Source organism: Azospira inquinata (assembly GCF_018905915.1).
GTDB lineage: Bacteria > Pseudomonadota > Gammaproteobacteria > Burkholderiales > Rhodocyclaceae > Azospira > Azospira inquinata.
Genome location: NZ_CP064782.1, coordinates 1,757,540 through 1,784,482, shown reverse-complemented (window position 1 = coordinate 1,784,482; position 26,943 = coordinate 1,757,540). Strand labels below are relative to the sequence as shown.

General features: G+C 63.8%; 25 protein-coding genes and 2 tRNA genes. 21 read left to right on the top strand and 6 right to left on the bottom strand.

Features of this window, described 5'->3' with window-relative positions:
- Positions 1 to 93: 93 nt before the first annotated feature.
- Positions 94 to 1,950 carry a dihydroxy-acid dehydratase gene (gene ilvD, locus Azoinq_RS08210; RefSeq protein WP_216130145.1) on the bottom strand — a complete coding sequence of 619 codons (1,857 nt, stop codon included), beginning with the start codon at positions 1,948 to 1,950 and terminating at the stop codon, positions 94 to 96.
- 139 nt (positions 1,951 to 2,089) lie between these two features.
- Here ilvD and Azoinq_RS08205 point away from each other — a divergent pair, with 139 nt between their 5' ends.
- The 4 genes from Azoinq_RS08205 (at position 2,090) to Azoinq_RS08190 (ending at position 6,712) form a co-directional block, all read left to right on the top strand.
- Complete coding sequence (locus tag Azoinq_RS08205) at positions 2,090 to 3,703, top strand: methyl-accepting chemotaxis protein (RefSeq protein WP_216130147.1); 1,614 nt, start codon at positions 2,090 to 2,092, stop codon at positions 3,701 to 3,703.
- Between the two features lie 51 nt (positions 3,704 to 3,754).
- Positions 3,755 to 4,552 carry a prolipoprotein diacylglyceryl transferase gene (lgt, locus tag Azoinq_RS08200; protein WP_216130149.1) on the top strand — a complete coding sequence of 266 codons (798 nt, stop codon included), beginning with the start codon at positions 3,755 to 3,757 and terminating at the stop codon, positions 4,550 to 4,552.
- Between the two features lie 42 nt (positions 4,553 to 4,594).
- On the top strand, positions 4,595 to 5,917 hold the full coding sequence (locus Azoinq_RS08195; protein WP_216130151.1) for a malonyl-CoA decarboxylase: 1,323 nt from the start codon (positions 4,595 to 4,597) through the stop codon (positions 5,915 to 5,917).
- Positions 5,918 to 6,343: 426 nt separating this feature from the next.
- A complete protein-coding gene (locus Azoinq_RS08190) occupies positions 6,344 to 6,712 on the top strand; it encodes a hypothetical protein (RefSeq protein WP_216130153.1) in 369 nt (122 codons plus the stop codon).
- A gap of 141 nt (positions 6,713 to 6,853) precedes the next feature.
- Here Azoinq_RS08190 and Azoinq_RS08185 read toward each other — a convergent pair whose 3' ends face one another.
- Positions 6,854 to 7,447, bottom strand: coding sequence for a Tll0287-like domain-containing protein (locus Azoinq_RS08185; RefSeq protein WP_216130155.1), 594 nt, complete (start codon positions 7,445 to 7,447; stop codon positions 6,854 to 6,856).
- A 72-nt stretch (positions 7,448 to 7,519) separates the two neighbouring features.
- Positions 7,520 to 9,025, bottom strand: coding sequence for a helicase HerA-like domain-containing protein (locus Azoinq_RS08180; protein ID WP_216130157.1), 1,506 nt, complete (start codon positions 9,023 to 9,025; stop codon positions 7,520 to 7,522).
- A gap of 266 nt (positions 9,026 to 9,291) precedes the next feature.
- Between Azoinq_RS08180 and Azoinq_RS08175 the strand changes: the two genes are divergently transcribed.
- From Azoinq_RS08175 to Azoinq_RS08095, 17 genes are all read left to right on the top strand, one after another.
- Complete coding sequence (locus Azoinq_RS08175; RefSeq protein WP_216130159.1) at positions 9,292 to 10,017, top strand: YebC/PmpR family DNA-binding transcriptional regulator; 726 nt, start codon at positions 9,292 to 9,294, stop codon at positions 10,015 to 10,017.
- Between the two features lie 87 nt (positions 10,018 to 10,104).
- Positions 10,105 to 10,641 (top strand): crossover junction endodeoxyribonuclease RuvC, encoded by a 537-nt coding sequence (ruvC, locus tag Azoinq_RS08170; protein ID WP_216130161.1) that lies wholly within the window; start codon positions 10,105 to 10,107, stop codon positions 10,639 to 10,641.
- A 4-nt stretch (positions 10,642 to 10,645) separates the two neighbouring features.
- Positions 10,646 to 11,614 (top strand): prenyltransferase, encoded by a 969-nt coding sequence (locus Azoinq_RS08165; protein ID WP_216130163.1) that lies wholly within the window; start codon positions 10,646 to 10,648, stop codon positions 11,612 to 11,614.
- Positions 11,615 to 11,713: 99 nt separating this feature from the next.
- Positions 11,714 to 12,289, top strand: coding sequence for a Holliday junction branch migration protein RuvA (gene ruvA, locus Azoinq_RS08160; protein WP_216130165.1), 576 nt, complete (start codon positions 11,714 to 11,716; stop codon positions 12,287 to 12,289).
- Between the two features lie 131 nt (positions 12,290 to 12,420).
- On the top strand, positions 12,421 to 13,479 hold the full coding sequence (ruvB, locus tag Azoinq_RS08155; RefSeq protein ID WP_216130167.1) for a Holliday junction branch migration DNA helicase RuvB: 1,059 nt from the start codon (positions 12,421 to 12,423) through the stop codon (positions 13,477 to 13,479).
- Positions 13,480 to 13,613: 134 nt separating this feature from the next.
- The gene (gene ybgC / locus Azoinq_RS08150) at positions 13,614 to 14,051 is read left to right on the top strand and encodes a tol-pal system-associated acyl-CoA thioesterase (protein WP_216130169.1); all 438 of its coding nucleotides are present in this window, start codon (positions 13,614 to 13,616) and stop codon (positions 14,049 to 14,051) included.
- On the top strand, positions 14,048 to 14,725 hold the full coding sequence (gene tolQ / locus Azoinq_RS08145; protein WP_216130171.1) for a protein TolQ: 678 nt from the start codon (positions 14,048 to 14,050) through the stop codon (positions 14,723 to 14,725). The genes ybgC and tolQ overlap by 4 nt, the downstream gene beginning before the upstream one ends.
- 64 nt (positions 14,726 to 14,789) lie before the next feature.
- Entirely contained in the window at positions 14,790 to 15,206 is a 417-nt protein-coding gene (gene tolR, locus Azoinq_RS08140) for a protein TolR (protein ID WP_216130173.1), read from the top strand.
- Between the two features lie 9 nt (positions 15,207 to 15,215).
- The gene (locus Azoinq_RS08135) at positions 15,216 to 16,166 is read left to right on the top strand and encodes an energy transducer TonB (RefSeq protein ID WP_216130175.1); all 951 of its coding nucleotides are present in this window, start codon (positions 15,216 to 15,218) and stop codon (positions 16,164 to 16,166) included.
- A gap of 166 nt (positions 16,167 to 16,332) precedes the next feature.
- Positions 16,333 to 17,604 (top strand): Tol-Pal system beta propeller repeat protein TolB, encoded by a 1,272-nt coding sequence (gene tolB / locus Azoinq_RS08130; protein WP_216130177.1) that lies wholly within the window; start codon positions 16,333 to 16,335, stop codon positions 17,602 to 17,604.
- A 28-nt stretch (positions 17,605 to 17,632) separates the two neighbouring features.
- Positions 17,633 to 18,157, top strand: coding sequence for a peptidoglycan-associated lipoprotein Pal (gene pal / locus Azoinq_RS08125; RefSeq protein WP_216130179.1), 525 nt, complete (start codon positions 17,633 to 17,635; stop codon positions 18,155 to 18,157).
- A gap of 1 nt (position 18,158) precedes the next feature.
- Positions 18,159 to 18,926 (top strand): tol-pal system protein YbgF, encoded by a 768-nt coding sequence (ybgF, locus tag Azoinq_RS08120; protein WP_216130182.1) that lies wholly within the window; start codon positions 18,159 to 18,161, stop codon positions 18,924 to 18,926.
- A gap of 136 nt (positions 18,927 to 19,062) precedes the next feature.
- Positions 19,063 to 19,710, top strand: a complete 648-nt coding sequence (queE, locus tag Azoinq_RS08115; RefSeq protein ID WP_216130184.1) for a 7-carboxy-7-deazaguanine synthase QueE — start codon at positions 19,063 to 19,065, stop codon at positions 19,708 to 19,710.
- Between the two features lie 15 nt (positions 19,711 to 19,725).
- Entirely contained in the window at positions 19,726 to 20,112 is a 387-nt protein-coding gene (locus Azoinq_RS15090; RefSeq protein WP_216130186.1) for a PilZ domain-containing protein, read from the top strand.
- Positions 20,113 to 20,135: 23 nt separating this feature from the next.
- Positions 20,136 to 20,831, top strand: a complete 696-nt coding sequence (queC, locus tag Azoinq_RS08105; RefSeq protein WP_216130188.1) for a 7-cyano-7-deazaguanine synthase QueC — start codon at positions 20,136 to 20,138, stop codon at positions 20,829 to 20,831.
- Positions 20,832 to 20,922: 91 nt separating this feature from the next.
- Positions 20,923 to 20,998, top strand: a tRNA-Lys gene (locus Azoinq_RS08100).
- Between the two features lie 43 nt (positions 20,999 to 21,041).
- A tRNA-Lys gene (locus Azoinq_RS08095) sits at positions 21,042 to 21,117 on the top strand.
- Between the two features lie 316 nt (positions 21,118 to 21,433).
- Here Azoinq_RS08095 and Azoinq_RS08090 read toward each other — a convergent pair.
- The 3 genes from Azoinq_RS08090 to Azoinq_RS08080 all read right to left on the bottom strand — a co-directional run bounded on the left by Azoinq_RS08090 (position 21,434) and on the right by Azoinq_RS08080 (position 26,841).
- Positions 21,434 to 23,710 carry an NADP-dependent malic enzyme gene (locus Azoinq_RS08090; protein WP_216130190.1) on the bottom strand — a complete coding sequence of 759 codons (2,277 nt, stop codon included), beginning with the start codon at positions 23,708 to 23,710 and terminating at the stop codon, positions 21,434 to 21,436.
- A 207-nt stretch (positions 23,711 to 23,917) separates the two neighbouring features.
- Positions 23,918 to 24,697 (bottom strand): energy transducer TonB, encoded by a 780-nt coding sequence (locus Azoinq_RS08085; protein ID WP_216130193.1) that lies wholly within the window; start codon positions 24,695 to 24,697, stop codon positions 23,918 to 23,920.
- Between the two features lie 62 nt (positions 24,698 to 24,759).
- The gene (locus Azoinq_RS08080) at positions 24,760 to 26,841 is read right to left on the bottom strand and encodes a TonB-dependent receptor (RefSeq protein ID WP_232368445.1); all 2,082 of its coding nucleotides are present in this window, start codon (positions 26,839 to 26,841) and stop codon (positions 24,760 to 24,762) included.
- Positions 26,842 to 26,943: the final 102 nt, after the last annotated feature.

Sequence of the window (26,943 nt, the reverse complement as noted above, 5' to 3'; positions counted from 1 at the left end):
AATTGCCGCTTTTTCCCCGCCGCTTTCGCCCCATAAAAAAAGCCCCCATGCCGTCACCGGCACGGGGGCTTTTGCCTGAGGAAAACCCCGGACTTATTTCTTCACCGTGAGCTGGGACAAATCCCGCACCGCGCCCTTGTCGGCGGAGGTGGCCATCAGGGCATAGGCCTGGAGGGCCTTGGAAACCACCCGCTGACGCTGGCCTGGCTTCCAGGCCTGGGCACCCTTAGCCTCTTCCGCCGCCCGCCGCTTGGCCAGTTCCGTATCTGCCACGGCCAGGTGGATGCGCCGGTTGGGAATGTCGATTTCGATGGTATCGCCGGTCTGCACCAGGCCGATGGTGCCGCCTTCCGCCGCTTCCGGGGAGGCATGGCCGATGGACAGGCCGGAGGTGCCGCCGGAGAAGCGCCCGTCGGTGAGCAGGGCGCATTCCTTGCCCAGACCCCGGGACTTCAGGTAGCTGGTGGGATAGAGCATTTCCTGCATGCCCGGGCCGCCCTTGGGGCCTTCGTAGCGGATCACCACCACGTCCCCGGCTACCACTTCATTGCCCAGAATGCCTTCCACCGCCGCTTCCTGGCTTTCGTAAACCCGCGCCTTGCCGGTGAATTTGAGGATGGATTCATCCACCCCGGCGGTCTTCACGATACAGCCGTTTTCCGCCAGATTGCCGTAGAGCACGGCCAGGCCGCCATCCTTGGAATAGGCGTTTTCCAGGTTACGCACACAGCCGTGGGTGCGGTCCAGATCCAGTTCCGTAAAGCGCCGATCCTGGGAGAAGGCCACCTGGGTGGGCACGCCGCCAGGGGCAGCCTTGTAGAACTCCAGGATTTCCCGGGTGGCGGAACGGGTCACGTCATAGGTGTCGATGGCTTCGCCCAGGGTTTTCAGATGCACCGTGCCCGCTTCCCGGTGGATCAGCCCGGCCCGGTCCAGCTCAGCCAGAATGCCCATGATGCCGCCGGCCCGATGCACGTCTTCCACGTGATACTTCTGGGTGGCGGGGGCCACCTTGCAGAGGCAGGGCACCTTGCGGGAAAGCCGGTCGATGTCCTGCATGGTGAAATTGACCCCGGCTTCCTGGGCCACGGCCAGGAGGTGGAGCACGGTATTGGTGGAACCGCCCATGGCCACATCCAGGCTCATGGCGTTTTCAAAGGCATTAAAGCTGGCGATGCTGCGGGGCAGAACGGAGGCGTCGTCCTTTTCGTACCAGCGCTTGGCCAGTTCCACGATGCGCCGCCCGGCCCCCAGGAACAGCTCCTTGCGGTCCGCGTGGGTGGCCACCACCGTGCCGTTACCCGGCAGGGACAGGCCCAGGGCCTCGGTCAGGCAGTTCATGGAATTAGCGGTAAACATGCCGGAACAGGAACCGCAGGTGGGGCAGGCGGAGCGTTCGAACTGTTCCACTTCCCCGTCGGAAACCTTGGTATCCCCGGCCTTGATCATGGCATCGATCAAATCCACCGCCACGGTCTTGCCTTCCCACTGGACCTTGCCCGCTTCCATGGGGCCGCCGGAGACGAAGATGGTGGGGATATTCACCCGCATTGCGGCCATCAGCATCCCCGGGGTGATTTTGTCGCAATTGGAAATGCACACCATGGCGTCGGCACAGTGGGCATTCACCATGTATTCCACGGAATCGGCGATGAGGTCCCGGGAAGGCAGGCTGTAGAGCATACCGTCATGGCCCATGGCGATGCCGTCGTCGATGGCGATGGTGTTGAATTCCTTGGCAATGCCCCCCGCCGCCTCGATTTCCCGGGCCACCAGCTGGCCCAGATCCTTAAGATGGACGTGGCCGGGCACGAACTGGGTGAAGGAATTCACCACGGCAATGATGGGTTTGCCGAAATCGCCGTCCTTCATGCCGGTGGCACGCCACAGGGCGCGGGCGCCGGCCATGTTGCGGCCGTGGGTGGATGTATGGGAACGATAGGCAGGCATGGGATATCTCCAGACGACAAAACGCCGCAATGACAATAAAATAACAGGCAGCGGCGTTGGTAAGGGGCCGATTCTAGCACGCTGATCCGAGCCCTTCCCGCCCCGCGCCGCCCCCTTCCGCCACAAGAGGACAGACGTCATGCCTATCTCCCGCAAGCTCGCCCTCACCGTTTCCGCCCTCCTCGCCTTAATGCTGCTGGTGGGAATCATGGGGGTGGTCCGCTTCAATCAATTAGAAGATCGCTTCAACGACATCGCCGATAACTGGCTGCCCAAGGTGCGGGCCGCCTCCGGAGTGGCCGCCGAACTGCTGGACTTCCGCAATCGGGAAACCCAATTGCTCATCGCCGCCAATGGGGCGGAAGTGGACGACGCCCTCCAGCGGGGCAACCAAAATCTGGCCCAACTGCGTAAGCATGAAGAGGAATTTTCCGCCCACTTGGATGCTCCGGAAGAAAAGCAGCAGTACCAGGACTACCAGGGCAAACTCAGCGCCTACCTGAAAACCCACGATCAGCTGGTGGCCCTGGTCCGGAGCGGCAAGCACGAAGAGGCCCTGGCCTATTTCCGGGGGGATTCCCGCAAAGCCTTGCGGAATCTGCGGCCCGTGGTGGATGACGCGGTGGAGGGCAGCGCCCGCAACGCCCGGGTCTCCCGGGAAGCGGCCCAGGAACTGGCCGCCACCGCCAAAATCTGGCTCATCGGCTGCGCCCTGGTAGCCCTGGTGCTGGGGGCTGGGCTGGCCTTCTGGCTCTACCACGCCATCAACAATCCCTTAACCCGCATCCAGAACGCGGTGAAAGACATCCAGGAACGCAACGATTTCACCGTCACCCTGCCCGCGTCCGGAGGGGACGAAACCTCGGCGGTGGCCGCTTCCATCAACCAGCTCACCGGGGCCCTGCGCCAGGCCCTGCGTCAGTTGCGGGACGGCATCGGGCGCCAGGACCACATGGCCCAGGACATGGCCCAGGCCTCCCACCAGGTTTCCGACAGTTCGGCCAAGCAATCCGAGGCCGCCGCCTCCATGTCCGCCACGGTGGAAGAGCTGACCGTGAGCATCAATCAGGTGGGGGACAACGCCCAGCGGGCCCATGAACTGGCCGTGGCTTCCGGCCAGGCGGCGGAAGAAGGGGGCAAGGTGATCTCCGACACCGTCACCCAGATGAAAGCCATCGCCGCCCGCATTACGGACACGGCCCAGGCCATCCAGGCCCTGGGCCAGGCCTCCCAGCAGATTTCCAGCATTGTCCAAGTGATTAAGGACGTGGCGGATCAGACCAATCTCCTGGCTCTGAACGCCGCCATTGAAGCGGCCCGGGCCGGGGAACAGGGTCGAGGCTTTGCCGTGGTGGCGGACGAAGTACGCAAGCTGGCGGAACGGACCAGCGGCGCCACCCAGGAAATCGGGGAACAGATTTCCGGCATTCAGCGGGAAGTGGATACGGCCACGGACACCATGAACCATACGGTGACCCTCATGGAAAGCGGCGTGGCCCTGGCCGATTCCGCCGGGGCGGCGGTGACCCAGATCAATGACCGGGCCCGGGCCGTGGAGGAAGAGGTAAATGCCATTTCCGATGCCCTGCGGGAACAGGGGGAAGCCAGCAACCAGATCGCCATCCATGTGGAGCAGATCGCCCGCATGAGCGAGGAAAACACCCTGGGCGCCACCCAGACTGCGGACCTGGCTAAGGAGCTTTCCCAACTGGCTTCCGCCATGGGACAAACCGCTGATCGCTTCAAGGTTTAATCGGATACTGCTAGGCTAACGACCTTTCGTTAGCCTGGCCGTACCTCCCCCATGTTGATCCATCCCCAGTTCGACCCCGTCGCCCTCTCCCTCGGCCCCCTGTCCATCCGCTGGTACGGCCTCATGTACCTGGTGGCCTTCATCGCCTTTTACCTCCTGGGCCGCCACCGCATCCGCCAGGGCAAGGCCGCCAGTGACGGCACCCCCTGGAGCGAAGAGGAGCTGGACGATCTGCTCTTCTGGGGCGTTCTAGGGGTGGTACTGGGAGGGCGCCTGGGTCAGGTGCTGTTTTACGAACCCGCCTATTACTTTTCCCATCCCCTGGAAATCGTCGCCGTGTGGAAGGGGGGCATGTCCTTCCACGGCGGCTTCCTCGGGGTGCTGATCGCCTGCGCCGCCTGGGGCCGCAAGCACGGCAAATCCTTTTTCACCATTACGGATTTCATCGCCCCCCTGGTGCCCCTGGGCCTGGCGGCGGGGCGCATTGGCAATTTCATCAACGGGGAACTGTGGGGCCGGGTGGCCGATCCCAGCCTGCCCTGGGCCATGATTTTTCCCCAGGTGGACGCCCAGCCCCGCCACCCTTCCCAGCTGTATCAGGCCGGTCTGGAAGGCCTGACCCTGTTCCTCATCCTCTGGTTCTATTCGGCCAAGCCCCGGCCCCGGGCGGCCATCTCCGGCGCCTTTCTCATCGGCTACGGCATCTTCCGCTCCATGGCAGAATATTTCCGGGAGCCGGATGCGGGCATTTTCGGGCAAAGCTACGTGGTCAGCATGGGCCAATGGCTGTCCCTGCCCATGGTGCTCATTGGTCTCGCCATGATGGTGGTGGCCTACCGGCGCCGCTAACCCCCTTTTTTCCACAATAAAAACACTCTGGAGACACGCAACATGACGGAAAACAGCAAGCCCCCTTTACCGGCCAAGCAGTTGGCCCGTATTCGCACCCTGCTCAAGGAATGTGCTGCCGGCCTGGGCGGTGAAGTGTCCGCCCGACATCGGGCCGCCAAGCTGGCAGAAACCTATCTGGCCCTGAACGACGCCGGGCGCCACGAAATCCTCCGCCTTATCGCCCTGGAATTCGGCCCGGACCCGAAGAAAGTGGCCAAGGCCCACGACGCTTATCAGGCTGCCGTGGGCAGCCCGGGCCAATGGGACGCGGAGGCCGCCCTGCGGGCCGCCATGCGTTCCACCCGGCTGCGCATCCTGACCCAGTTCAACGCCCTGCCCCAGGGGGTGAAATTCCTGGTGGATTTGCGCGCCAATCTGCTTTCTTACCTGAAGGAAGACCCGGAACTGAAGGCTCTGGACCGGGAATTGGAAAACCGGCTCAGCGCCTGGTTCGACGTGGGCTTTCTCGAACTTCACCGGCTCACCTGGCACACCCCGGCCGCCCTGCTGGAAAAGCTCATCGATTATGAGGCGGTCCATGAAATCCGCTCCTGGACCGACCTAAAAAACCGCTTGGATTCGGACCGGCGCTGCTACGCCTTTTTCCATCCCCGGATGCCGGACGAGCCCTTGATTTTTGTGGAAGTGGCTCTGATCAACCATCTGGCGGACAGCGTCCAACACCTGCTGGACGAGGCCGCCCCCACCGCCGACCCCCTGCGGGCCGACACCGCCATTTTCTACTCCATCTCCAACACCCAGGTGGGCCTGCGGGGCGTCTCCTTCGGTAACTTCCTACTGAAGCGGGTGATCGAGGATCTGAAGCGAGACTTCCCCCGCCTCAAGACCTTCGCCACCCTCTCCCCCCTGCCCGGCCTGCGGATCTGGGCCGACCGCAACCCGGAACTGTTTGCCGGGGCCTTCACGGAAGGGGAGCTGAAAAAAATCGCCAAGCTGGCGGACATCGAACCCACTGCCGCCGCCCTCCAGGCCTACCTGCCCCAGGGCGACTGGGGTACCAAGCCCCGCCTGGCCCGGCTCCTGGAACCGGGTCTGACCCGGGTGGCCGCCCGCTACCTGATGCACGGCAAGCGGGGCGACCGTCCGGCGGACCCGGTGGCCCGCTTCCACCTGGGCAACGGCGCCCGGGTCGAACGGCTCAACTTCCTCGCCGACACCGCCCCCAAGGGCTTCAAACAATCCTACGGGATGATGGTCAACTACCTCTACGACCCGGACGACCTGGAAGAAAACGTGGAAGCCTTCGTCCGGGAAGGGCAGGTGGTGGCAGTGGCCGCGGTACGGCATGCGGGGAAGCTATAGGGCCCCATTGGGTCCCGCCCCAAGCCCGGCGGTTTGGGGCGGCCTTAAACCTTGCCAAGCTCCACGGAATGTTTAGCTACATTCGGTAACTCAACGGCGTCGTCATTCCGAGCAAGGACTGGAGATTTGTTCGCTTAACCTCGGAAATATTCAGACATAAATCCCTCCCTCGTGGAGGGATTTTTTTGGCTATTTTTCAATAAGAACAAGCCAGTGAGCTTGCCTTCCTCACCCACAAGGGAGCTTCCCCTAAGAAACCCTTCTTCAAGAGCCTTCGCGGCAACAACCGATCCCAGGAGCGGGATTAGAGACATCCGTGTCCTTTTGACATCCCCCTTCTTGGCGCCCTAGGATCATGCTCATGGGTTTTACTTTGACGATTTTTGATCGTCCGACGTCGCAAGAAGCTCCATTGGAGTAGTCACCATGTCGCCTAGCGGTGCGCAAGACAAAAAGACTGTCCAAGAATACAGAGAGTATGGCGCCATGGTAGGTGGGGCGCTTGGGACCATTGTGGCCATTATTGCCATGGGTCCCAATCTTGCCATCTGGGCCATTGCCACAGATTTGACGGTATTTTTTTGCTGCACTGTGGGTGGCATCGTCATGGGCTATTTGGCCGCATCTCTGATCCATCAGATGACGTGCATGGCGAAGCAAAATTTGCCCGATGGAGATAGCGATCTTGCCCCAAGCCACCACAGGCACAGTGATGACGGTCTCGACGGCACCGACATTTCCAGTGCAAGCCTAGACAGCCCCGGTACCTCTGACTGGCATGGGGATGATTACTAGCAGCGCACTTCTTTACACCGAGATCAGCGGCATCGCCTCCTGGAAAGCATCGGGCGTACAAAATACCCCCGCAACTTTCCCCCAATAAAAAAGCCCCCCGTCTTCCGGAGGGCTCTTCTTCCACACCAATGCACCTTCAGCTTACGGCACCAGCCGCCGCACACTGAGGGCTCCCCGCACTTCGCCGAGACGGTAGCCGGTGGCCCGATCCGCCGGGTAGTTGGTGGCCAGGGCGGTCTTCAGTCCGGCGGGCAGAGTCTCCGCCGGGCCATGGCACTTGAGGCACACTTCCCCCACGGGCAGGGCCTTCATGTAGCGGAAATAGCGCTTGCCGTCGGGACCGGTGACGATTTCCGAGCTTTCCAACTGCTCGGCCTTGGCCCCGTTCGCCACCTTGATGTCGAAATCGGCCAGCTGCCGGGCTTCCCAGGCGTCCGGGGTGCCCGTGCCCACATTGCGGGCTTTCAGGCTGACCCGCTGAATTTGCCAGCCGGTGCGCTCCCGCAGGCTTTGCAGGAGACGGGGGGTCTTTTCCCGGCATTCCGGAATGGCCCCTTCCACCCCTTTTTCCTTCACCGCCGTCTGCATGGCTGCCACCACCTGGGGCAAGATGGGCAGGGCCTTGGCCCGGGTGTCCTGCAACAGGGCAGCCAGGTCAGGGGCCTGCTGGGGACCGGCGGCCAGCACGGGGAAAGCAAGGGCGGACGCCAGGGCGGCGGCGAACAGACGGGACATGGGAACTCCTGGGGTTTGTAATATTAGGAAACGTTAATATACCAGTCCCAGCACCGGAATGCCCGAAAAAGCTTAGCGGCGACGGCCGCCGCTGCCTCCCAGCAGGGAGCCCATTACCCCCCGGATGATTTCCCGGCCCAGTTGGGAACCGATGGCCCGGGCGGCGCTTTTGGCCACGGTGGTGAGGACCGAATCCCCCCGCCCCCGGGAAGCCCCGCTCCCCAGGAGTCCGCCCAACACGTCGCCCAGCAGGCCACCGCCAGCCGGAGCGGTTGGGGCGGGCCCAGCCCCGGCGCCGCTCTGGGCCACCCGGCCCTTCAGCACCTCGTAGGCCGATTCCCGATCCACGGCCTGTTCGTAGTGGCCGTAGAGCACGGAGGACTGGATCAGGGCCTGGCGCTCCGCCGCCGTCAGGGGGCCGATGCGGGAGGCGGGGGGCAGGATGAAGGCCCGCTCCACCACCTGGGGACGACCCTGATCGTCCAGGCAGGACACCAAGGCTTCCCCCACCCCCAGTTCCGTAATGGCGGCGGCCGCGTCAAAGGCCGGATTGGGGCGCAGGGTTTCGGCGGCGGTTTTCACCGCCTTCTGGTCTCGGGGGGTAAAGGCCCGCAGGGCGTGCTGCACCCGGTTGCCCAGCTGGCCCAGCACCGTGTCCGGAATATCCAGGGGATTCTGGGTCACAAAGTAGATGCCCACCCCCTTGGAGCGGATCAGGCGCACCACCTGTTCCACCTTTTCCAAGAGGGCCGCCGGGGCTTCGTTAAAGAGCAGATGGGCTTCGTCGAAAAAGAACACCAGCTTGGGCTGTTCCAGGTCCCCCACCTCGGGCAGGGATTCGTAGAGTTCGGAAAGAAGCCAGAGGAGGAAGGTGGAATAGAGCCGGGGCGAGGCCATGAGCTTTTCCGCCGCCAGCACATTGACCACGCCCCGGCCATCGCTGGTCTGGAGCAGGTCGGCAATATCCAGCATGGGCTCACCGAAAAACACCTCGCCCCCCGCTTCCCCCAGGGTCAGCAGGGCCCGCTGAATGGCCCCCACGGAGGCGGCGGAAATGTTGCCATAGGCCGTGGTGTAGTCCTTGGCCTGTTCCCCCACGTGCTGCACCATGGCCCGCAGATCCTTCAGGTCCAGGAGCAGCAGGCCGCTGTCGTCGGCAATTTTGAACACCAGCTGGAGCACCCCGGCCTGGGTGTCGTTAAGGTTGAGAAGCCGGGCCAGGAGTACCGGCCCCATGTCGGAAATGGTGGCCCGAACCGGATGGCCCTGGGCGCCGAACACGTCCCAGAACACGGTGGGGCAGGCGGCGGGCTGCCAGTCCGTCACCCCCAGTCTGGCGCGCCGCTCTTGGAGCTTGGGGCTATCTTGGGCCGGGGCCCCCAGGCCGGAAAGGTCGCCCTTCACATCCGCCAGAAAAACCGGCACGCCGATGGCGGAAAACCGCTCCGCCAGCACTTGCAGGGTAATGGTCTTGCCCGTGCCGGTGGCCCCGGCAATCAGGCCGTGGCGATTGGCCAGGGCGGGCAACAGGGCCAGATCGGTCTGGCCGTGACGGGCAAAGCAAAGGGGTTGGGCCATAACAATGCCAAGAGGGAAGTGGGGGAAGGGGAAAGGTTAGCACGAAGGCCCCTGTCCCTTGCGCCTTCGCCCGACGCCCAACCGGGGCCCAGGGCCAGCGCGGAGGACAAGGCCCCAGGCCGTCCCCCTGCCCGCCCCCGCCCCCTTTTTTCTCCCGGCGCCTCAGCCCCCCGGGGGCCCCACCCTTCCCCCGGGGGCTGAGACGCCGGAACGCCTATGCTAGAATTCGCCGTTTCCCACCAACGTATTCCGCAACGAGGTTCGCCATGTCCGGGCATTCCAAATGGGCCAATATTCAGCACCGCAAGGGTCGGCAGGACGCCAAGCGGGGCAAGGTTTTCACCAAACTGATCAAGGAAGTGACCGTCGCCGCCAAAATGGGCGGGGGGGATCCCACCATGAATCCCCGCCTGCGCCTGGCCATTGAAAAGGCCAAGGCCGAGTCCATGCCCAAGGACAATATCGACAACGCCATCAAGCGGGGCACGGGCCAGCTGGAAGGGGTGACCTACGAGGAAGTACGCTACGAAGGTTACGGTATCGGCGGCGCCGCCCTCATGGTGGATTGCCTCACCGACAACAAGACCCGCACCGTGGCCGATGTGCGCCATGCCTTCACCAAATACGGCGGCAACATGGGCTCGGAAGGCTGCGTGGCCTTCCAGTTCAAGCACTGCGGCCAGATGCTGTTCGCCCCCGGCACCGACGAAGATGCCCTCATGGAAGCGGCCATTGAAGCCGGCGCAGACGATGTGGTGACCAACGACGACGGTTCCATCGAAGTGCTGACTCCCCCCAACGATTTCATGACCGTGAAGGACGCCCTGGAAAAGGCGGGCTTCACCCCGGAATTCGGGGAAGTCACCATGAAGCCCCTGAATGAGACCGAACTCACCGGGGAAGACGTGGAAAAGCAGCAGCGTCTCATCGACGTCCTGGAAGCCCTGGACGACGTGCAGGAAGTCTATTCCTCCGCCGTCATGGACGAATGAACCGGGTGCCTTCCCTCCCCGAAAAAAGCGGTGCCCGGCACCGCTTTTTCTTTTTCCCGGCCCCCGCCGCCGGGATAGGAGCGGACCGTGGATGAGCCGGTCCGCATCCTGGGCATTGACCCGGGGCTGCGCATCACCGGCTTCGGCGTCATTGACCGGCAGGGTAGCCACCTCACCTACGTGGCCAGCGGCTGTATCCGCAGCCAAGACGGGGCGCCCCTGCCGGAACGCCTGCTCACCTTGTTTCGCGGGGTGGGGGAAGTGATCGAACGCTACATCCCCCAGCAGGCGGCCATCGAAAAGGTGTTCGTGAACGTCAATCCCCAATCCACCCTGCTCCTGGGCCAAGCCCGGGGCACGGACATCGCCGCCCTGGTGGCGGCGGGCCTGCCGGTGGCGGAATACACCGCTTTGCAGATCAAGCAGGCGGTGGTGGGCCATGGCAAAGCGGCCAAGGATCAGGTCCAGCACATGGTGAAACGGCTCCTGGCCCTCACCGGCGACCCGTCCCCCGATGCGGCGGACGCCCTGGCCTGCGCCATTTGCCACGCCCACGGCGGCCAGGGCCTGGGCCATCTGGCCACCGCCGGTTACCGGGTGCGCCAGGGCCGCCTCATCCGCTGACACCATGACGCCCCCCGAACCCAGCCTGGCCGCTTACCCCCGGCCCCTGGCCCGCTACTTCGCCGCCACCCGGCCCGCCTTTCTCTCCGTCACCCTGGTGGCCTGCCTCCTGGGCCTGGCCGGCGCGGTCTCCTGCGGTCTGGCCATCAACGGGTTAACGGCGGCCCTCACCGTGCTTTTCGCCCTGGTCACCCACGCCGGGGTAAATGTGCTCAACGACTACTACGACGCCCGAAACGGCACGGACACCGCCAACACGGCCCGGCTCTTCCCCTTCACCGGCGGTAGCCGCTTCATTCAGAATGGGGTGCTTAGCCCCGCCGCCACCGCCACCTTCGGCTATGCCCTGCTGGCCACGGTGATTCCCGCCGGGCTGTGGCTGGCCTGGCAATCCGGCCCCGGGCTGGTGATCATCGGCTTGCTGGGGCTTCTGGCTGGCTGGGCCTATTCCGCCCCGCCCCTGCAACTGGTGAGCCGGGGCTTGGGGGAAATCGCCATCACCCTGGGCTGGCTGGCCGTGGTGGTGGGCAGCGACTATGTGCAGCGCCACGGTTTTTCCTGGCAGCCCGTGGCCCTGGGCCTGCCCTACGCCCTGCTGGTCGCCAATCTGCTCTTCATCAACCAGTTTCCCGACCGGCAGGCGGACGCCCAGGCGGGCAAGGCCACCCTGGTGGTGCGCCTGGGGCCGGGCACAGCCCGCTGGCTTTACCTGGGCATCGCCCTCTTCGCCTATCTCTGGCTGATTCTGCTCATCGGCCTGGACCGGCTGCCCCAGCGGGCCGCCCTGGGCGCCCTCACCGCGCCCCTGAGCCTCCACGCCGGGCGTATGCTGCTGGCGGACGCGGAACGGCCGGAAGCCCTACTCACTCCCATCCAGCTCACCATCCTGGCTGCCAATCTCCACGGTCTTCTCCTGGCCCTGGGGCTGTGGCTGGCGGGGCCCGGGGCCAGCTGGCGGCCCCCGGCATTCTGAGAGGGGCTCCGCCCTCCGACTTGCCCCCGCCAGCGTCGGCGCCGGGATCGGAAGCACCAGCCCCGCCCCCCTTTCCTTCACCTTTTTCCGGAAACTCCCATGATCGGACGCCTCACCGGCCTCCTGGCCGAAAAAAACCCGCCCCATATCCTGCTCGACGTGCACGGCGTCGGCTATGAACTGGATGTGCCCATGAGCAGTTTTTACAACCTGCCCGGTCTGGGGGAAAAGGTCACCCTGCTGACCCATTTCGCGGTGCGGGAAGATGGCCAGTTTCTCTTCGGCTTTCTCACCGAGGCGGAACGTTTCACCTTTCGCCAGCTCCTGAAAATTTCCGGGGTCGGCGCCCGCACCGCCCTCTCCGTGCTCTCCGGCCTTTCCGTGGCCGATCTGGCCGCCGCCGTGGCCCGCCAGGAAACGGGCCGCCTCACCAAGGTGCCGGGCATCGGCAAAAAGACCGCCGAACGCCTGCTCCTGGAATTGAAGGACAAACTGCCCACCAGCGGTCCCGCCGCCGTGGCCGTGGTCCATGACGACCAGCAGGACATTCTCAACGCGCTCCTGGCCCTGGGCTACAACGACCGGGAAGCGGGGGCCGCTTTGAAGCAGCTGCCCGCCGGGCTCACCGTGTCCGACGGCATCCGCCAGGCCCTGAAGCTCCTGTCCAAAAGCTGAGTGCCAACCTGAGTCCCCGTTGCACCTCCGCCCGGCCAGGGGCCGGCGGAGGTAAGATAGGGCCTTTCCCCATCCCCTTTTCTTGCGGTGAAACCGGGCCTTGACCGGGCTTCGCCCCCAGCGCTTCCACCATGATCGAAACCGACGTTTTCGGCGACGCCTCCGACGGCCGCCTGATCGCCCCCGAAAGCAAATCCTCCCAGGAAGAGGCCATTGAGCGGGCCCTGCGCCCCAAGCGCCTGGCCGACTATGTGGGCCAGGCCAAGATTCGGGAGCAGCTGGGCATTTTCATCGACGCCGCCAAGCGCCGCAGCGAAGCCCTGGACCACGTACTGCTCTTCGGCCCTCCGGGTCTGGGCAAAACCACCCTGGCCCACATCGTGGCCGCCGAAATGGGGGTCAATCTGCGCCAGACTTCCGGGCCGGTGCTGGAACGGGCCGGGGATCTGGCCGCCCTGCTCACCAATCTGGAACCCAACGACGTTCTCTTCATCGACGAAATCCACCGCCTCTCCCCGGTGGTGGAAGAAATCCTCTACCCGGCCCTGGAAGACTTCCAGATCGACATCATGATCGGGGAAGGCCCGGCGGCCCGGTCAGTGAAGCTGGACCTGCCCCCCTTCACCCTGGTAGGGGCCACCACCCGGGCCGGAATGCTCACCAACCCCCTCCGGGACCGGTTCGGCATCGTCGCCCGGCTGGAGTTTTACAACGCCCAGGAACTGACCCACATCGTCACCCGCTCGGCCCAGCTGCTCAACGTGGCCATTGAACCGGAAGGGGCCCTGGAAATCGCCCGCCGTTCCCGGGGTACGCCCCGTATCGCCAACCGGCTGCTGCGCCGGGTGCGGGACTACGCCGAGGTCAAGGCGGACGGCATCATTACCCGGACCGTGGCCGACTCCGCCCTGTCCATGCTGGACGTGGATCATGGCGGTCTGGACGTGATGGACCGGAAGCTCCTCTCCGCCGTCATCGACAAATTCGGCGGCGGTCCGGTGGGGGTGGATAATCTGGCGGCCGCCATCGGGGAAGCCCGGGACACCATCGAGGATGTGCTGGAACCTTACCTGATCCAGCAGGGCTATCTGCAACGCACGCCCCGGGGCCGCATCGCCACGGCGGCGGTGTACCGTCACCTGGGGCTGGAGCCGGTGCAACGGGACCGGGATTTGCTCTCCGGCGCTTAAGGCTGCCGCCCCACCCGAGAAAAAACTTTCGCCCCGGAACCCCCTTGAAACGGGGCTTTCAGCCCGTTTTACCGGGCTGCCGGATTACACACTGTTACAGGCTCCCCCGCCGCCCTTTCCTAAAATTTCGCCCCATGCGCCCTGTTCCCGCCACGCCCGGCCACACTTTTTCCATTCCGGTACGCGTCTATTACGAAGACACGGATGCGGGGGGCGTGGTCTATTACGCCAATTACCTGCGCTTTCTGGAACGCTGCCGCACCGAATGGATGCGGGCGGTAACGGGCCACGATCAGGCCTTCCTGGCCCGGGAACACAACATCGCTTTTGCCGTCCGCTCGGTTCAGGCCGATTACCTGCGCCCCGCCCTCCTGGACGACCTGCTCACCATCACCCTGGAAGTGGAAAAACTGGGGGCCTCCCAAGCCGTATTCCGGCAAACCGTGTATCGGGAGGAGGATCAAACCCTGCTTCTCACCAGCACGGTGAAAGTGGTCTGCGTCAATCTCAACCCCATGAAAGCCACCCCCATCCCCGCTTTTCTCCGCGAAAAACTGGAAACCCTGCAATGAACGTCAGCCAAGACCTTTCCATCATCGAACTCATTTCCCACGCCAGTGCCGTGGTCCAGGTGGTCATGGCCATCCTGGCGTCCGTGTCCTTCATGTCCTGGTTCTACATTTTCCGCAAATGGTTCACCGTGCGGGACGCCAACGCCCGCACCGACCAGTTCGAGCGGGATTTCTGGAGCGGCGGCGATCTGAACGCCCTGTACCAGAGCGCCGTCCATGACCGGAACAATACGGGGGCCATGGAGCGGATTTTCGAGGCCGGTTTCCGGGAATTCACCAAACTCCGGGGCCAGAAAAACCTGGACCCCAAGGACGTTATCGACGGCTCCCGCCGGGCCATGCGAGCCACCTACCAGCGGGAAATCGACGATGTGGAATCCCACCTGGCCTTCCTCGCCTCCGTGGGTTCCGTCTCCCCTTACGTGGGCCTGTTCGGCACCGTGTGGGGCATCATGCACGCCTTCCGGGGCCTCTCCAATGTGGGTCAGGCCACCCTGGCCAACGTGGCCCCCGGTATTGCGGAAGCCCTGGTGGCCACGGCCATCGGTCTGTTCGCCGCCATTCCCGCCGTGCTCGCCTACAACCGTTTTGCCCACGACATCGACCGTCTGTCCACCCGCTTCGAGAGCTTCATGGAAGAGTTCTCCAACATCCTGCAACGGCAGATGCGATAAGCCCGGCCCCGGGCGCCCCTGGGCGTTCGGGAACCTGTCCGCCACCGGATTCGAGTAAAGCCCTATGCGTCCCCGCCGTCTCAAAAACGAAATCAACGTCGTCCCCTACATCGACGTCATGCTGGTGCTGCTGGTGATTTTCATGGTCACCGCCCCCATGATGCAGCCCCCGGGCAAAATCGACCTGCCCTCCGTGGGCGAAGCCGCCCAGCCTCCTTCCCCGCCCCTGGAAGTGATTATCCGGGCCGACGGCTCCCTGGCCCTCCATGATCTGGCCAAGAACACCCCGGAACGGGACATTGAGGCGGACGATCTGGTGGATGAAGTGCAGGCGGTCCAATCGGAAAACCCGGACCAGCCCGTGCTCATCGCCGGCAACAAGAAGCTGGAATACTCCAAGGTGATGGAGGTCATGGATAAGCTGCGCCAGCAGCAGATCAAACGGGTCGGCCTACTGGTGCAACCCACCGGGTCTAAATAAGCCAGGCCCATGACTCCCTACGAGCGCGACCGGGAAGACCCGGACAAATGGAAAGCCCTGGGGCTTGCGGCCCTGGTGCACATCCTGCTCATCCTCTTTCTGGTGGTGGGCGTGAGTTGGCAGCATCAGGACGACGCCAGCATGGCCGTGGAAATGTGGAGCGACATCCCGGGCACCCCGGGAAGCGCCGCTTCCGCTCCCCCTCCGCCGCCCCCGCCTCCCAAGGTGGCGGAGGCCCAGCCCGAGCCCACGCCCAAGGCGGAAACCAAGGCCACCCCCACGCCGGTGGATAAGCCGGATATTGCCTTGAAGCAGGAAAAGAAAAAGCCCGAGCCGAAAAAAGAAGAAGTGAAAAAGCCGGAGCCCAAGCCTGAAATCAAGAAGGAAGAGCCGAAGAAGCCGGAGCCGAAAAAGGAAACGCCCAAAAAGCCGGACACCAAAACCACCCCGGAAACGCCACCGAGCAAGAATGATAAGCCCGTCCCCCCGAGCCGGAAGTACGACCCCATGGCGGATTTCAATAAAGATTTGAACAAAGATCTGAAAGACTTGAGCCACTCCAAAGGCCTGGCCTCGGCCCGGGCCCAGGCGGCCAAGGAACTGGGCGGCAAGGGTTCGGGCAGCGCGGGCAACAGCGCCGGTAACGGTAATGGCGGTGGTGGCGGCCACAAGGGCGATCCGGGCTACGCGGCCAAGATTCGGGCCAAGGTACGGGGCAATGTTATCGAGCCTCCCGGACTGACGGGCAATCCTTCGGCGGTCTTCGTGGTCACCCAGTTGCCCAGCGGCGAAGTGATCAATGTGCGCAAGGTGAAGTCTTCCGGCATCCCGGCCTACGACGACGCCCTGGAGCGGGCCATCAACAAATCCTCGCCCCTGCCCCAGCCGGAAGACAAGTCCTCCTTCCAGCGGGAATTGCACCTGACCTTCTGTCCCCAGGATTCGGGATGTAACAAATAGCTTGCCCCCAATCATTACATTGGAATACTGAGCACCCGCCAGCCCAGCCCCGCCGGAGAAAACGGACAAATGCCCGGCCCCTCCGGCGGGAACGATTACAAAACATTACAAATTGGCGTTAAACCGCAAAGCTATAATTTTGACTTTCTCGGCCAGGTTTCACTTCATGTCCTCCGTTTTGCGCCACGCTGTTGTCTTCGCCCTCGGCCTCGCGGCCACCGTGGCCCACGCCCAGCTCTCCATTGAAATTACCGGGGGCAGCGGCAATAACCGTATTCCCGTGTCCATTGCGGATTTTGGCGGCGACCTGGCCAGCGCCAAGGCGGTCACCTCCGTGGTGCGCAATGACCTGGAACACTGCGGCATGTTCAAAATGGTGGATCCGGGCCCCACGCCGATGACGGAAAACGATCCGGTCAATTTCGGCAACTGGCGCAGTAAGGGCGCGGACGCCGTGGCGGGAGGCAGCCTGGCCAGCGGCGGCGGCCATTACGAAGCTCGCTTCCGCCTCTACGACATCACCAAACAGGCCTCCCTGGGCGGCGCTGCCTTCGTCACCTCCCCAGCCACCCTGCGGGCCGCCGGGCACCGCATCGCCGATTACATTTACGAAAAACTGCTGGGCATCCCTGGCTATTTTTCCACCCGCATTTCCTACGTGGTCAAGCAACGGGGCCGCTACGAGCTGATGATTGCCGATTCCGACGGCCAGAACGCCCAACCGGCCCTGGTCTCTAAGGAACCCATCATTTCCCCGGCCTGGTCCCCGGACGGCAGCAAGCTGGCCTACGTCTCCTTTGAAAGCAAGAAGCCGGTCATCTACGTGCACACCCTGGCCACGGGCCGGCGTGCCGTGGTGGCCAATTTCAAGGGTTCCAATTCCGCCCCCGCCTGGTCCCCTGACGGCCGCCGTCTGGCCATCGTCCTCTCCAAGGACGGCGGCTCCCAGATGTTCACCATCAATGCGGATGGTTCCGGGGTGCAACGTCTGACCTATTCTTCCGGCATCGACACCGAGCCCCGTTACTCCGCCGATGGCCAGTACATCTATTTCACCTCCGACCGGGGAGGTAGCCCCCAGATTTACCGCATGCCCACCATGGGTGGCAGCGCTGAGCGGGTTACCTATGACGGCGCCTATAACGTCTCCCCCCGGCCCTCCCCCGACGGCAAGAACCTGGTCTATATCTCCCGCAACAGCGGGCGCTTCCAGGTGGCGATCATGGACATCGCCAGCCATCAAACCCAAATCCTCACGGATTCGTCTAAGGACGAGTCTCCCAGCTTCGCACCCAATGGTCAGATGATCCTGTACGCCACCGTCTCCGGCGGCCGCCAGGTGCTCTCGGCCGTTTCCCCGGACGGACGCATCAAGCAACGCCTGACCGTTCTTTCCGGGGACGTGCGGGAGCCGGCGTGGGGACCTTCCGTGAAGTAAACGGCCCATCCCCTTGGAGATTTTATAAATGAAAAAGCTCGCTATCCCTGCTCTGCTGGCTGCCCTGGCCGCCGGCGTCCTGACCGGTTGTAGTAGCCAACCCACCGCTGACAACAAAGGTGCCGCGGTGGAAAACCACGCCGCCACCGCCGTTGCCAACGGCGTAGACAGCTCCGCCACCGCCCTGAAGCCCTACAACGACCCGAACAACGTGTTGTACAAGCGCTCCGTCTATTTCGACTTCGACAAGTATGACGTCAAGGCCGAATACAAGGATCTGGTGGCCGCCCACGCCAAGTACCTGTCCGAAAACAAGGACGCCAAGGTGCTGATCCAAGGTAACACCGATGAACGGGGCAGCAGCGAATACAACCTGGCCCTGGGCCAAAAGCGTGCCGACGCCGTGAAAAAGGCCCTGACCCTGCTGGGTGTGAAGGATGCCCAAGTGGAATCCGTCAGCCTGGGTAAGGAAAAGCCCAAGGCCGATGGCCACGACGAATCCGCCTGGTCTGAAAACCGTCGTTCCGACATCCTCTACAACGGCGAGTTCTAACATGCGCGCCCGCTGGCTGTTCCTGCCCTTTTTCCTGGTAGCGGCCACGGGCGCTCATGCCGGGCTGTTCGACGACGATGTGGCGCGTAAGCAGATTGCTGACCTGCGTGCCCAGACCGCCGAACGCCTGGATAAGCTGGATGCGGCCGCGAAGGGCAATATCGATCTGTCGAACCAGATTGAAGCCCTTCGGACCGATCTAGCCAAGCTGGTGGGGCAGGTGGAAGTCCTGACCTACGAGCAGCAGTCCGCCCAAAAGCGGCAACAGGATTTTTACGTGGATTTGGACACCCGCCTGCGCAAGCTGGAAGGGGGTGCCAGTAGTGGCTCCGCTCCGGCCGCCGCCGACAACGGGGAAGAAAGTGCCCCGGCTGCTGCGCCCGCCAAGGCCGATCCCGCCGCCGAATCCCAGGAATACGAAGCCGCCCTGAATCTCTTCAAGGCCGCCAAATACAAAGACGCCGCCGCCTCCCTGGACGCCTTTGTAAAAAAACACGGGGACAGCCAACTGGCCCCCGCCGCCCAGTATTGGCTGGGCAATGCCTATTACGCCCAGCAGGATTACAAGCGCGCCATCGCCGCCCAGAACCAGGTGGTGGCCAAGTGGCCGAAAAATCCCAAGGCCCCGGAAGCGCTGCTGAGCATTGCCGCCTGCCAACAGGAGCAGGGGGATGCCAAGGCCGGAAAAAAGACCCTGGAAACCCTGGTGGCCAAATACCCGGGCAGCCCAGCGGCGGACCGGGCCAAGCAGCAGCTGAAACATAAGTAACAACGGGGCCTCCGGGCCCTTTTCTTTTTTCGCCCCGGCCCGGCGGCCCACGCCGGGTATCGGCCTATTGCTCCCCATCCCCGGGCGGGTTATCTTGCCGCCCGTTAGCGGCTTTGCCCGCCCCTCCCCTGCGCCCATGCCCCAAGACAGTCTCAAGATCAACGAAATTTTCTATTCCCTGCAAGGGGAAAGCTCCCGGGTCGGCCTGCCGACCATTTTCATCCGCCTTTCCGGCTGTCCCCTGCGCTGCACCTGGTGCGATACGGAATACGCCTTCAGCGGTGGCCAGGTCATGGACCTGGAAGCCATTCTGGCCGCGGCTGGCCAATACCCTTGCCGCCGGGTCTGCGTCACCGGTGGTGAGCCCCTGGCCCAGAAAGCCTGTCCCCGGCTGCTTACCGCCCTGTGCGACGCCGGTTACGACGTGTCCCTGGAAACCAGCGGAGCCCTGGACGTGAGCCAGGTGGATTCCCGGGTGGCGAAAATCATGGACCTGAAAGCCCCGGGGTCCGGAGAAGAGGCCCGCAACTGCTGGGAAAACCTGGCCTATCTGACCCCCCGGGACGAGCTCAAGCTGGTTCTTTCCGACCGTCGGGACTACGACTGGGCCGTGCGTCAGCTGCGGGACCGGGGCCTGGCACGGCGCTGCGCCGTCCTCTTTTCCCCCGTCCAGGGCCACCTGGAGCCCGCCGACCTGGCCGCCTGGATCCTGGAGGATGGTCTCCCCGTCCGCTTCCAGCTTCAGCTCCACAAGGTCCTTTGGGGTAACATGCGGGGGAAATAACCTGCGGAGGCCGCCATGACCCAAGCTGATCGTCGTCACTTCACCCGCGTCCTGTTCCAGACCCCCGCCCGGCTGATTCTGGCCGACGGCACCACCCTCCAGGGGGAGATACGGGACCTTTCTCTAAAAGGCGCCCTGCTCTCGCCCCAGACCCCCTGGCAAGGGGATTCGGGCCAGTCCTGCCGCCTAGAAATTGATCTGGGGGAAGGTCAGACCCGGGTCACCATGAGCGGCCACCTGGCCCACGTCTCCCCCACCCAGATCGGCCTGCGCTGCGAAGACATCGACCTGGACAGCATCAGCCACCTGCGTCGCTTGGTGGAACTCAACCTGGGCGATGACGCCCTACTCAACCGGGACCTGGCGGCCCTGGTGGCCGGTGCCACCCAATCCCCCGCCTGACCCTTCTCCCCCTGCTTGTACCCATGACAGAAAACACCTTGAAACCCGCCGTCGTCCTGCTTTCCGGCGGTCTGGACTCCTCCACCTGCCTGGCCATCGCCAAGCACCAGGGCTACGCCCCCTACTGCCTCTCCTTTGATTACGGCCAGCGTTCCCAGACCGAGCTGCAAGGCGCGGCCCGGGTCGCCCAGGCCCTGGGTGCGGTGGAACACCGCATCGTGCGCCTGGATCTGGCCCAATTCGGCGGTTCCGCCCTCACGGACACCCACATTGAGGTGCCCACGGACGGCCTCCATCCGGGCATCCCGGTCACCTACGTACCGGCCCGCAACACGGTCATGCTTTCCCTGGCCCTGGCCTGGGCGGAAGTTCTGGGAGCCCAGGACATTTTTATCGGCGTCAATGCGGTGGACTACTCCGGCTACCCGGATTGCCGCCCGGAATTTGTGGCGGCCTTTGAGCACATGGCCAACCTAGCCACCAAGGCCGGGGTGGAAGGCAGCAAGCTCACCATCCACGCCCCCCTGATGCGCCTCTCCAAGGCGGAAATCGCCCGCAAGGGCACAGACCTGGGGGTGGACTACAGCCTCACCGTCTCCTGCTACCAGGCCGACAGCGAAGGCCGGGCCTGCGGCGTCTGTGACTCCTGCCGCCTGCGCAAGGAAGGCTTCGCCGCCGCCGGGCTCCCCGACCCCACCCGCTACGCCCCCCAGGCTTAAGGCCGGAAATGGCCGTGCCGGGCCCCGCCCAGTAAGCCCGCGATTTGACAGAAGAAAGGGGCGCAAACTATAATGCGCCCCTTCGTTTTATGGGTCGGTAGCTCAGTCGGTAGAGCAGCGGACTTTTAATCCGTTGGTCCCGAGTTCGAATCTCGGCCGACCCACCACTTCACAAAACACCGCGAAGTGACTATAATGCGAAGCCTTCACGGGTTGTTAGCTCAGTTGGTAGAGCAGCGGACTCTTAATCCGTAGGTCGAGTGTTCGAGCCACTCACAACCCACCAAAGCATTTCGTAAAAAGCCCAGCCTAACCGGTTGGGCTTTTTGCTTTGTACCCCTCCCCCTTTTCGGCGACTCAGCCGAGCCCCCCCCCTCCTCATCTCACCGCCCACCGCCCTGGCGAACAGTTTCATTCTCTTTCCGGGCTCAAACATAAAGAATTGCACAGTGCAGACGGACAATTCTCTGTCCTCCAAACCTCAAGCCAACTAGCTTAAATCGGCTTTCCTGCCTCTTGCCCGTCACCAGTTCCCATATCCCGGGCGCTACAAGCAATAAAAAAAGGCCCTTGCGGGCCTTTTTTCGGGGGGCGGGGGCGGCCTACTTGGCGGAGCCCACACCCACAGCGGCCAGGGCAGTCATGTTCACCAGGCGCCGCACGGTGGCGGTGGAGGTAAGCACGTGCACCGGCTTGGCGGCACCCAGGAGGATCGGGCCAATGGTGACCCCTTCTCCACCGGTCATCTTCAACAGGTTGTAGGAGATGTTGGCGGCGTCCAGATTGGGCATGACCAGGGTATTGGCTTCGCCCTTCAGGGGGGATTCGGGGTCGGATTGGCGGCGGATGTCGTCATTCAGGGCCGAATCCCCGTGCATTTCTCCATCCACTTCCAGGGTCGGGGCTTGGGCCCGGATGAGTTCCAGGGCGTCGGCCATTTTCCGGGCGGCGGGGGATTGGGAGGAGCCGAAATTGGAATGGGACAGCAGGGCCACCTTGGGCTGAATGCCGAAGCGATGCACCGTTTCCGCCGCCATCAGGGTGATTTCCGCAATCTGATCCGCATCCGGATTTTCGTTCACATGGGTGTCGCAGAGGAACAGGGAACGGCCCGGCAGCAGCAGATAGTTCATGGCCGCCAGGGTGTTGTGGCCCGGCGCCTTGCCGATCACTTCTTCCACCTGACGCAGGTGGTGGGCGAAGCGGCCGGTCACACCGCAGATCAGGCCGTCGGCATAGCCCTGACGCACCAGCATGGCACCGATAATGGTGTTATCGGAACGCAGGCGCATCTTAGCGATGTCGATGGTAATGCCGTGGCGCTTCATCAGTTGATGGTAGGCGCTCCAGCATTCCTTGTAGCGGTCATCGTAATTGGGATTCACCACCTCGAAATCCGTGCCCACCTTGAGCTTGGAACCGATCTTTTCCAGGCGCTGGGTAATGACTTCGGGACGGCCCACCAGGATGGGGGCGGCCAGCCGTTCTTCCAGCACAATCTGGACGGCCCGCAGCACCCGCTCGTCTTCCCCTTCCGCATAGACGATGCGCTGGGTCTGACCCTGCTTGGCGGCGGTGAATACGGAACGCATGCCGGCCCCGGTGTGGCTGTTAAATTCCTTCAGCTTGTCCCGATAGGCTTCCATATCCGTGATGGGCCGGGTGGCCACGCCGGAATCCATGGCGGCCTGGGCCACGGCGGGGGCGATGATGGAAATGAGGCGGGGATCGAAGGGCTTGGGGATCAGGTAGCCCGGACCGAAGGTCAGGTTCAGCCCCGGATAGGCCATGGCCACTTCGTCGCTCACCTCTTCCTGGGCCAGGGCGGCAATGGCTTTGACACAGGCCAGCTTCATTTCTTCCGTAATGCGCTTGGCCCCCACATCCAGGGCGCCCCGGAAAATAAAGGGGAAGCAAAGGACGTTATTAACCTGGTTGGCGTAGTCGGAACGGCCCGTGGCGGTAATAGCGTCGGGACGGACTTCCTGGACCAGTTCCGGCATGATTTCCGGGGTCGGGTTAGCCAGGGCGAAGATCAGGGGATTCTTGGCCATGGTCTTGACCATTTCCTGCTTCAACACACCGGCGGCGGACAGGCCCAGGAACACATCCGCGTTGGCGATGGCATCCCCCAGGGTACGGGCGGTGGTTTCCCGGGCGAAGCGGGCCTTGTTGGCCTCCATCTTTTCGTCCCGGCCCACGTAAATGACGCCCTTGGAATCGCAAACGGTAACGTTTTCCCGCTTGATGCCCAGTTCGCACCACAAATCCAGGCAGGAGATGGCGGCGGCGCCGGCACCGGAAGCCACCACCTTCACTTCGGCGGGGTTCTTGCCCACCACCTTCAGGCCATTCAGCATGGCGGCGGCGGAAATGATGGCGGTGCCGTGCTGGTCATCATGGAAGACCGGGATGGACATCCGTTCCTTCAGCTGCTTCTCGATGTAGAAGCACTCCGGCGCCTTGATGTCTTCCAGATTGACCCCGCCCAGGGTCGGTTCCAGGGCAGCGATCATTTCGATCAGCTTGTCCGGGTCCTTTTCGGCGATTTCAATGTCGAAGACGTCGATGCCAGCGAATTTCTTGAACAGGCAACCCTTGCCTTCCATCACCGGCTTGGCGGCCAGGGGGCCGATGTTGCCCAGGCCCAGCACGGCGGTCCCGTTGGTCACCACCCCCACCAGATTGCCCCGGGAGGTCATTTCATCCACGGCCACCGGATTGGCCACGATTTCCTCGCAGGCGTAGGCCACGCCAGGGGAATAGGCCAGGGCCAGATCCCGTTGGTTGGTCAGGCCCTTGGTGGGCTGAACGGAAATCTTCCCCGGAGTGGGAAGGCGGTGGTATTCAAGAGCTGCGTCGCGCAGGTTCTTTTCCATCAGAAGTACCTCGAATGCTGAGCCGGATGGTCCCGGGAAACAGGCGCCGGCAATTTGGGAAACCGAGCATTATACGTCTTCACTGTGGCACTTGCTGTAACAGCCATGTTGCGCCGCGCCGTATCCAACCGGCTGTCGAAGATGCTCCGGCGGCGCCTTCAGCGGCGGCCAGGGAAAAGCTCCAGCTGTCCCGCCAAAGGACGGGAGCTAATGGCTCATGTGGAAGGAAACGGGCACCCCGACCCAGGCCTCCACCGGGGTGTCGCCCCGGCGGGCAGGAACAAAGCGCCAGTCTCGCACCGCGGCCTGGGCCGCCTCATCCAGGGCATTGCTGCCGGAGGATTGGCGCACCTTCAGGGAGCGTACCTTGCCTTCCGGCGTCACCAGCACATCCAGCATGACCCGGCCTTCCACCCCCTGGCGGCGGGCCAGGGAAGGATAGACAGGGGCCGGATTATTCAAATAGTCCGCATTGAAGGAAGGGGGATGGAGAGGGGCGGGGGCGCCGTCACCACTGGGGGCCGCCACGCCCCCCGCATTGGCGCCGCTGGCACCGGTAGGCGCCGGGCTGCCGCCCCCGGGCGCCGGGGCGGCAGGGGCCGCCATGCGGGGACCGGCCACGGCCAGCACCTTGGCCTCCGGCGTCGGCTTGGCGGGCGCCACCTTGGGACTGGGAGTGGGATGGGGAACGGTCACCGGGGTAGGAATCGGATGGGCAGCCTTGACCGGATGGGTAGTGGCCGGCTCCGGAGTGGGATGGACCTGGGGTACGGGCACCGGATGGGGCGCCCCCACGTGGCCGGTCAGGGTCACCGCCAGGGGCACGGGGGGCAGAATCACCTCATTGGGACGATGCCAGGCGAACAGGGCCAGGCCGTGCACCCCCAGGGAAAACACCCAGAACGGCCAGCCGAGCCCGTGACGCCGGGGCGGCGTGGACAGGTCGGCGGGGGAAATGGCAGGGGCGGGGTACAGCACGGCAGACATGGGGCGTCACGATAGGCGAAAAACCCGGTGCAACACAAGCCACCGCGGCAAATTGTCGCAGGCTAAAAGTGCAGGGTCAGGATCACCCGGGCAGTTCGGGGTTCCGCCGGGTGGAAGTGAATATCGTCCACCGCCCCGGCCTCGCTGCGCAGCCGGGAGGCATAGTAGTAGTCGATGTCGCTCACCTTGCGGTCGAACAGGTTGAGCACCTCCAGGGTCAGGGTAGTCTTGGGGGCCAGCTTGTAGCCCAGATTCAGATTGGTGAGGAAGGAGCTGGCGGAACGCACCGAGTTATCTTCGATCAAGGGCCGGGGGCCGAAGTAGCGGAAGCGCAGCCCCCCCTGCCAGCGGCCCAGATCGCTCACCGTCATGCCCAGGGAAGCGGTGCGCTCCACGGCGCCGGGAATCCGGTCCCCCACCGGGTCCCCATCGGTGAACCGGGCCCGGGACCAGGAAATGTCCCCATCCACGGTGAGCCAGTTGCGGGGCTTCCAGAAATTGCCCCACTCCACCCCAGTGCGATGGCTGGGGCGGCTGGCTTCCGTGGTACCCGCGTCCCCGGAAAACACCAGTTCCGAATCCAGGTCCAGGCGCCAGAGGGCCAGGGAGGTCTGCCAGCCCGCCAGGGGCACGGTACGCACCCCGATTTCCTGGCCCCGGGCCTTGACCAGGGGCGTGACCCGGGACTGGGGCGTTACCCCGTCCGCCGGGTCCACCCGAATAGTGGCGCCCCGGGCGTCATTGGAGTGAAAGCCCTGGCCCAGGTTGAGGTAATACTCGGTATGGCCGAAGGGCCCGAAAATGAAGGACAGTTTGGGGCTGGTAATGTGGTCCGAGGCGCTGCCCGAATTGGCCGCCACATTGGCATTGACCCGGAAATGGTAGAAATCCTCCCGCAGCCCGGCCACGGTACGGAACCAGGGCGTCCATTGGCTAGCCGCTTCCAGGAAGACCCCCACGCTGCCCTGCTGGACTGCGTCCTGGCTGACGGTGGAGAGGCGGCTGCGGTCTTCCGTGCGATACAGGCCCACGTTGCCGATGTCGTCGTAGCGGCCCTGCACGCCGTAGGTAATCTGGTGATCCTTCCCGGCCCAGCGGGTCAGGCGGGACTGGTTCAGGCCAAAGCCCATCACATGGCGGCGATCCACCTGCTCAAACTGGTCCCCCTGGACCGGGTTATCCATGGCGTAGGTGAAATTGGAAAATAGGTTGAGGCCGTAATCCACCCAATACACATTGGCCCGGGTCTGCACCCCATCGTCCCGCTGGGATGCCCACTGGCCCGCCAGGCTGTAGCGATGGGTCTTGCCCCCGTCACTAGGGTCCAGGCTGCCGTAACGGCCCACCAGGCCCTCATCCACGGCCCGCTTGGCCAGCTGGTCGGTGGACGTCCAGGCGGCATCGTAAATCTGGGCGGAGAGGGCAAAGCCCTGGTCCCGGCTGCCCTGGGAATAGCGCAACAGGGCGTTGATTTTCCGGTTGTCCTCCGGCACGGTCCAGGGGCCGTCGTAGTGGTAGCCCTCTATGGCCCCCAGCAGATTGCCGTCCCCAGCGGCCCGGCTGCCCGCCACCAGCACCCGCTGGTAGCCGTTTTCCCCTACCCCCAGGCTGGCAAAGTTATCCGGCAGACTCCGGGCGTAATCGATATGGGCCGCCCCGGCGGCGGAAAAATCTCCCTCGTCGGCAAAGTAGGTGCCTTTTTTGTAGCGAATCCGATCCACCAGTTCGGGGATGAGGAAATTCAGATCCAGGTAGCCCTGACCGTGGGCGTGGGTGGGCAGGTTGATGGGCACGTCGTCCACATAGGCAGCGAAGTCCGTGCCGTGATCCAGGTTAAAGCCCCGCAGAAAATACTGATTGGCTTTGCCGTCCCCAGCGTGCTGGGTGACGATCAGGCCCGGCACCGTTTCCAGGGCCTCCGCCGGGCGCAGCAGGGGCCGGTTGGCCAACTGGGCGGCCGTCACCGTGCCCACGGAGGCGGAATCCGCCACCCCCGCCAGATCCTCCTGGTTGGCCGAAACCTGCACTTCCTCCAGGGTGGGCACCCCGGCGGCCCAGGCAGCACCGGGCAAGCCCAGGCTCAGGGCCAGGGACAGGCCCAGGGAACCGGAGAGACGGGCGGGGAAACGCCCGCCCAGCTTCACTGGGGCAACCCGGGCCGCCCCTTCCAGGCCCCCGGCACGCCGTTGAAAAATTAAGCGATTTTTTATTTTTTTCCTATCGAAGCCCACAACTATCCCCATCAA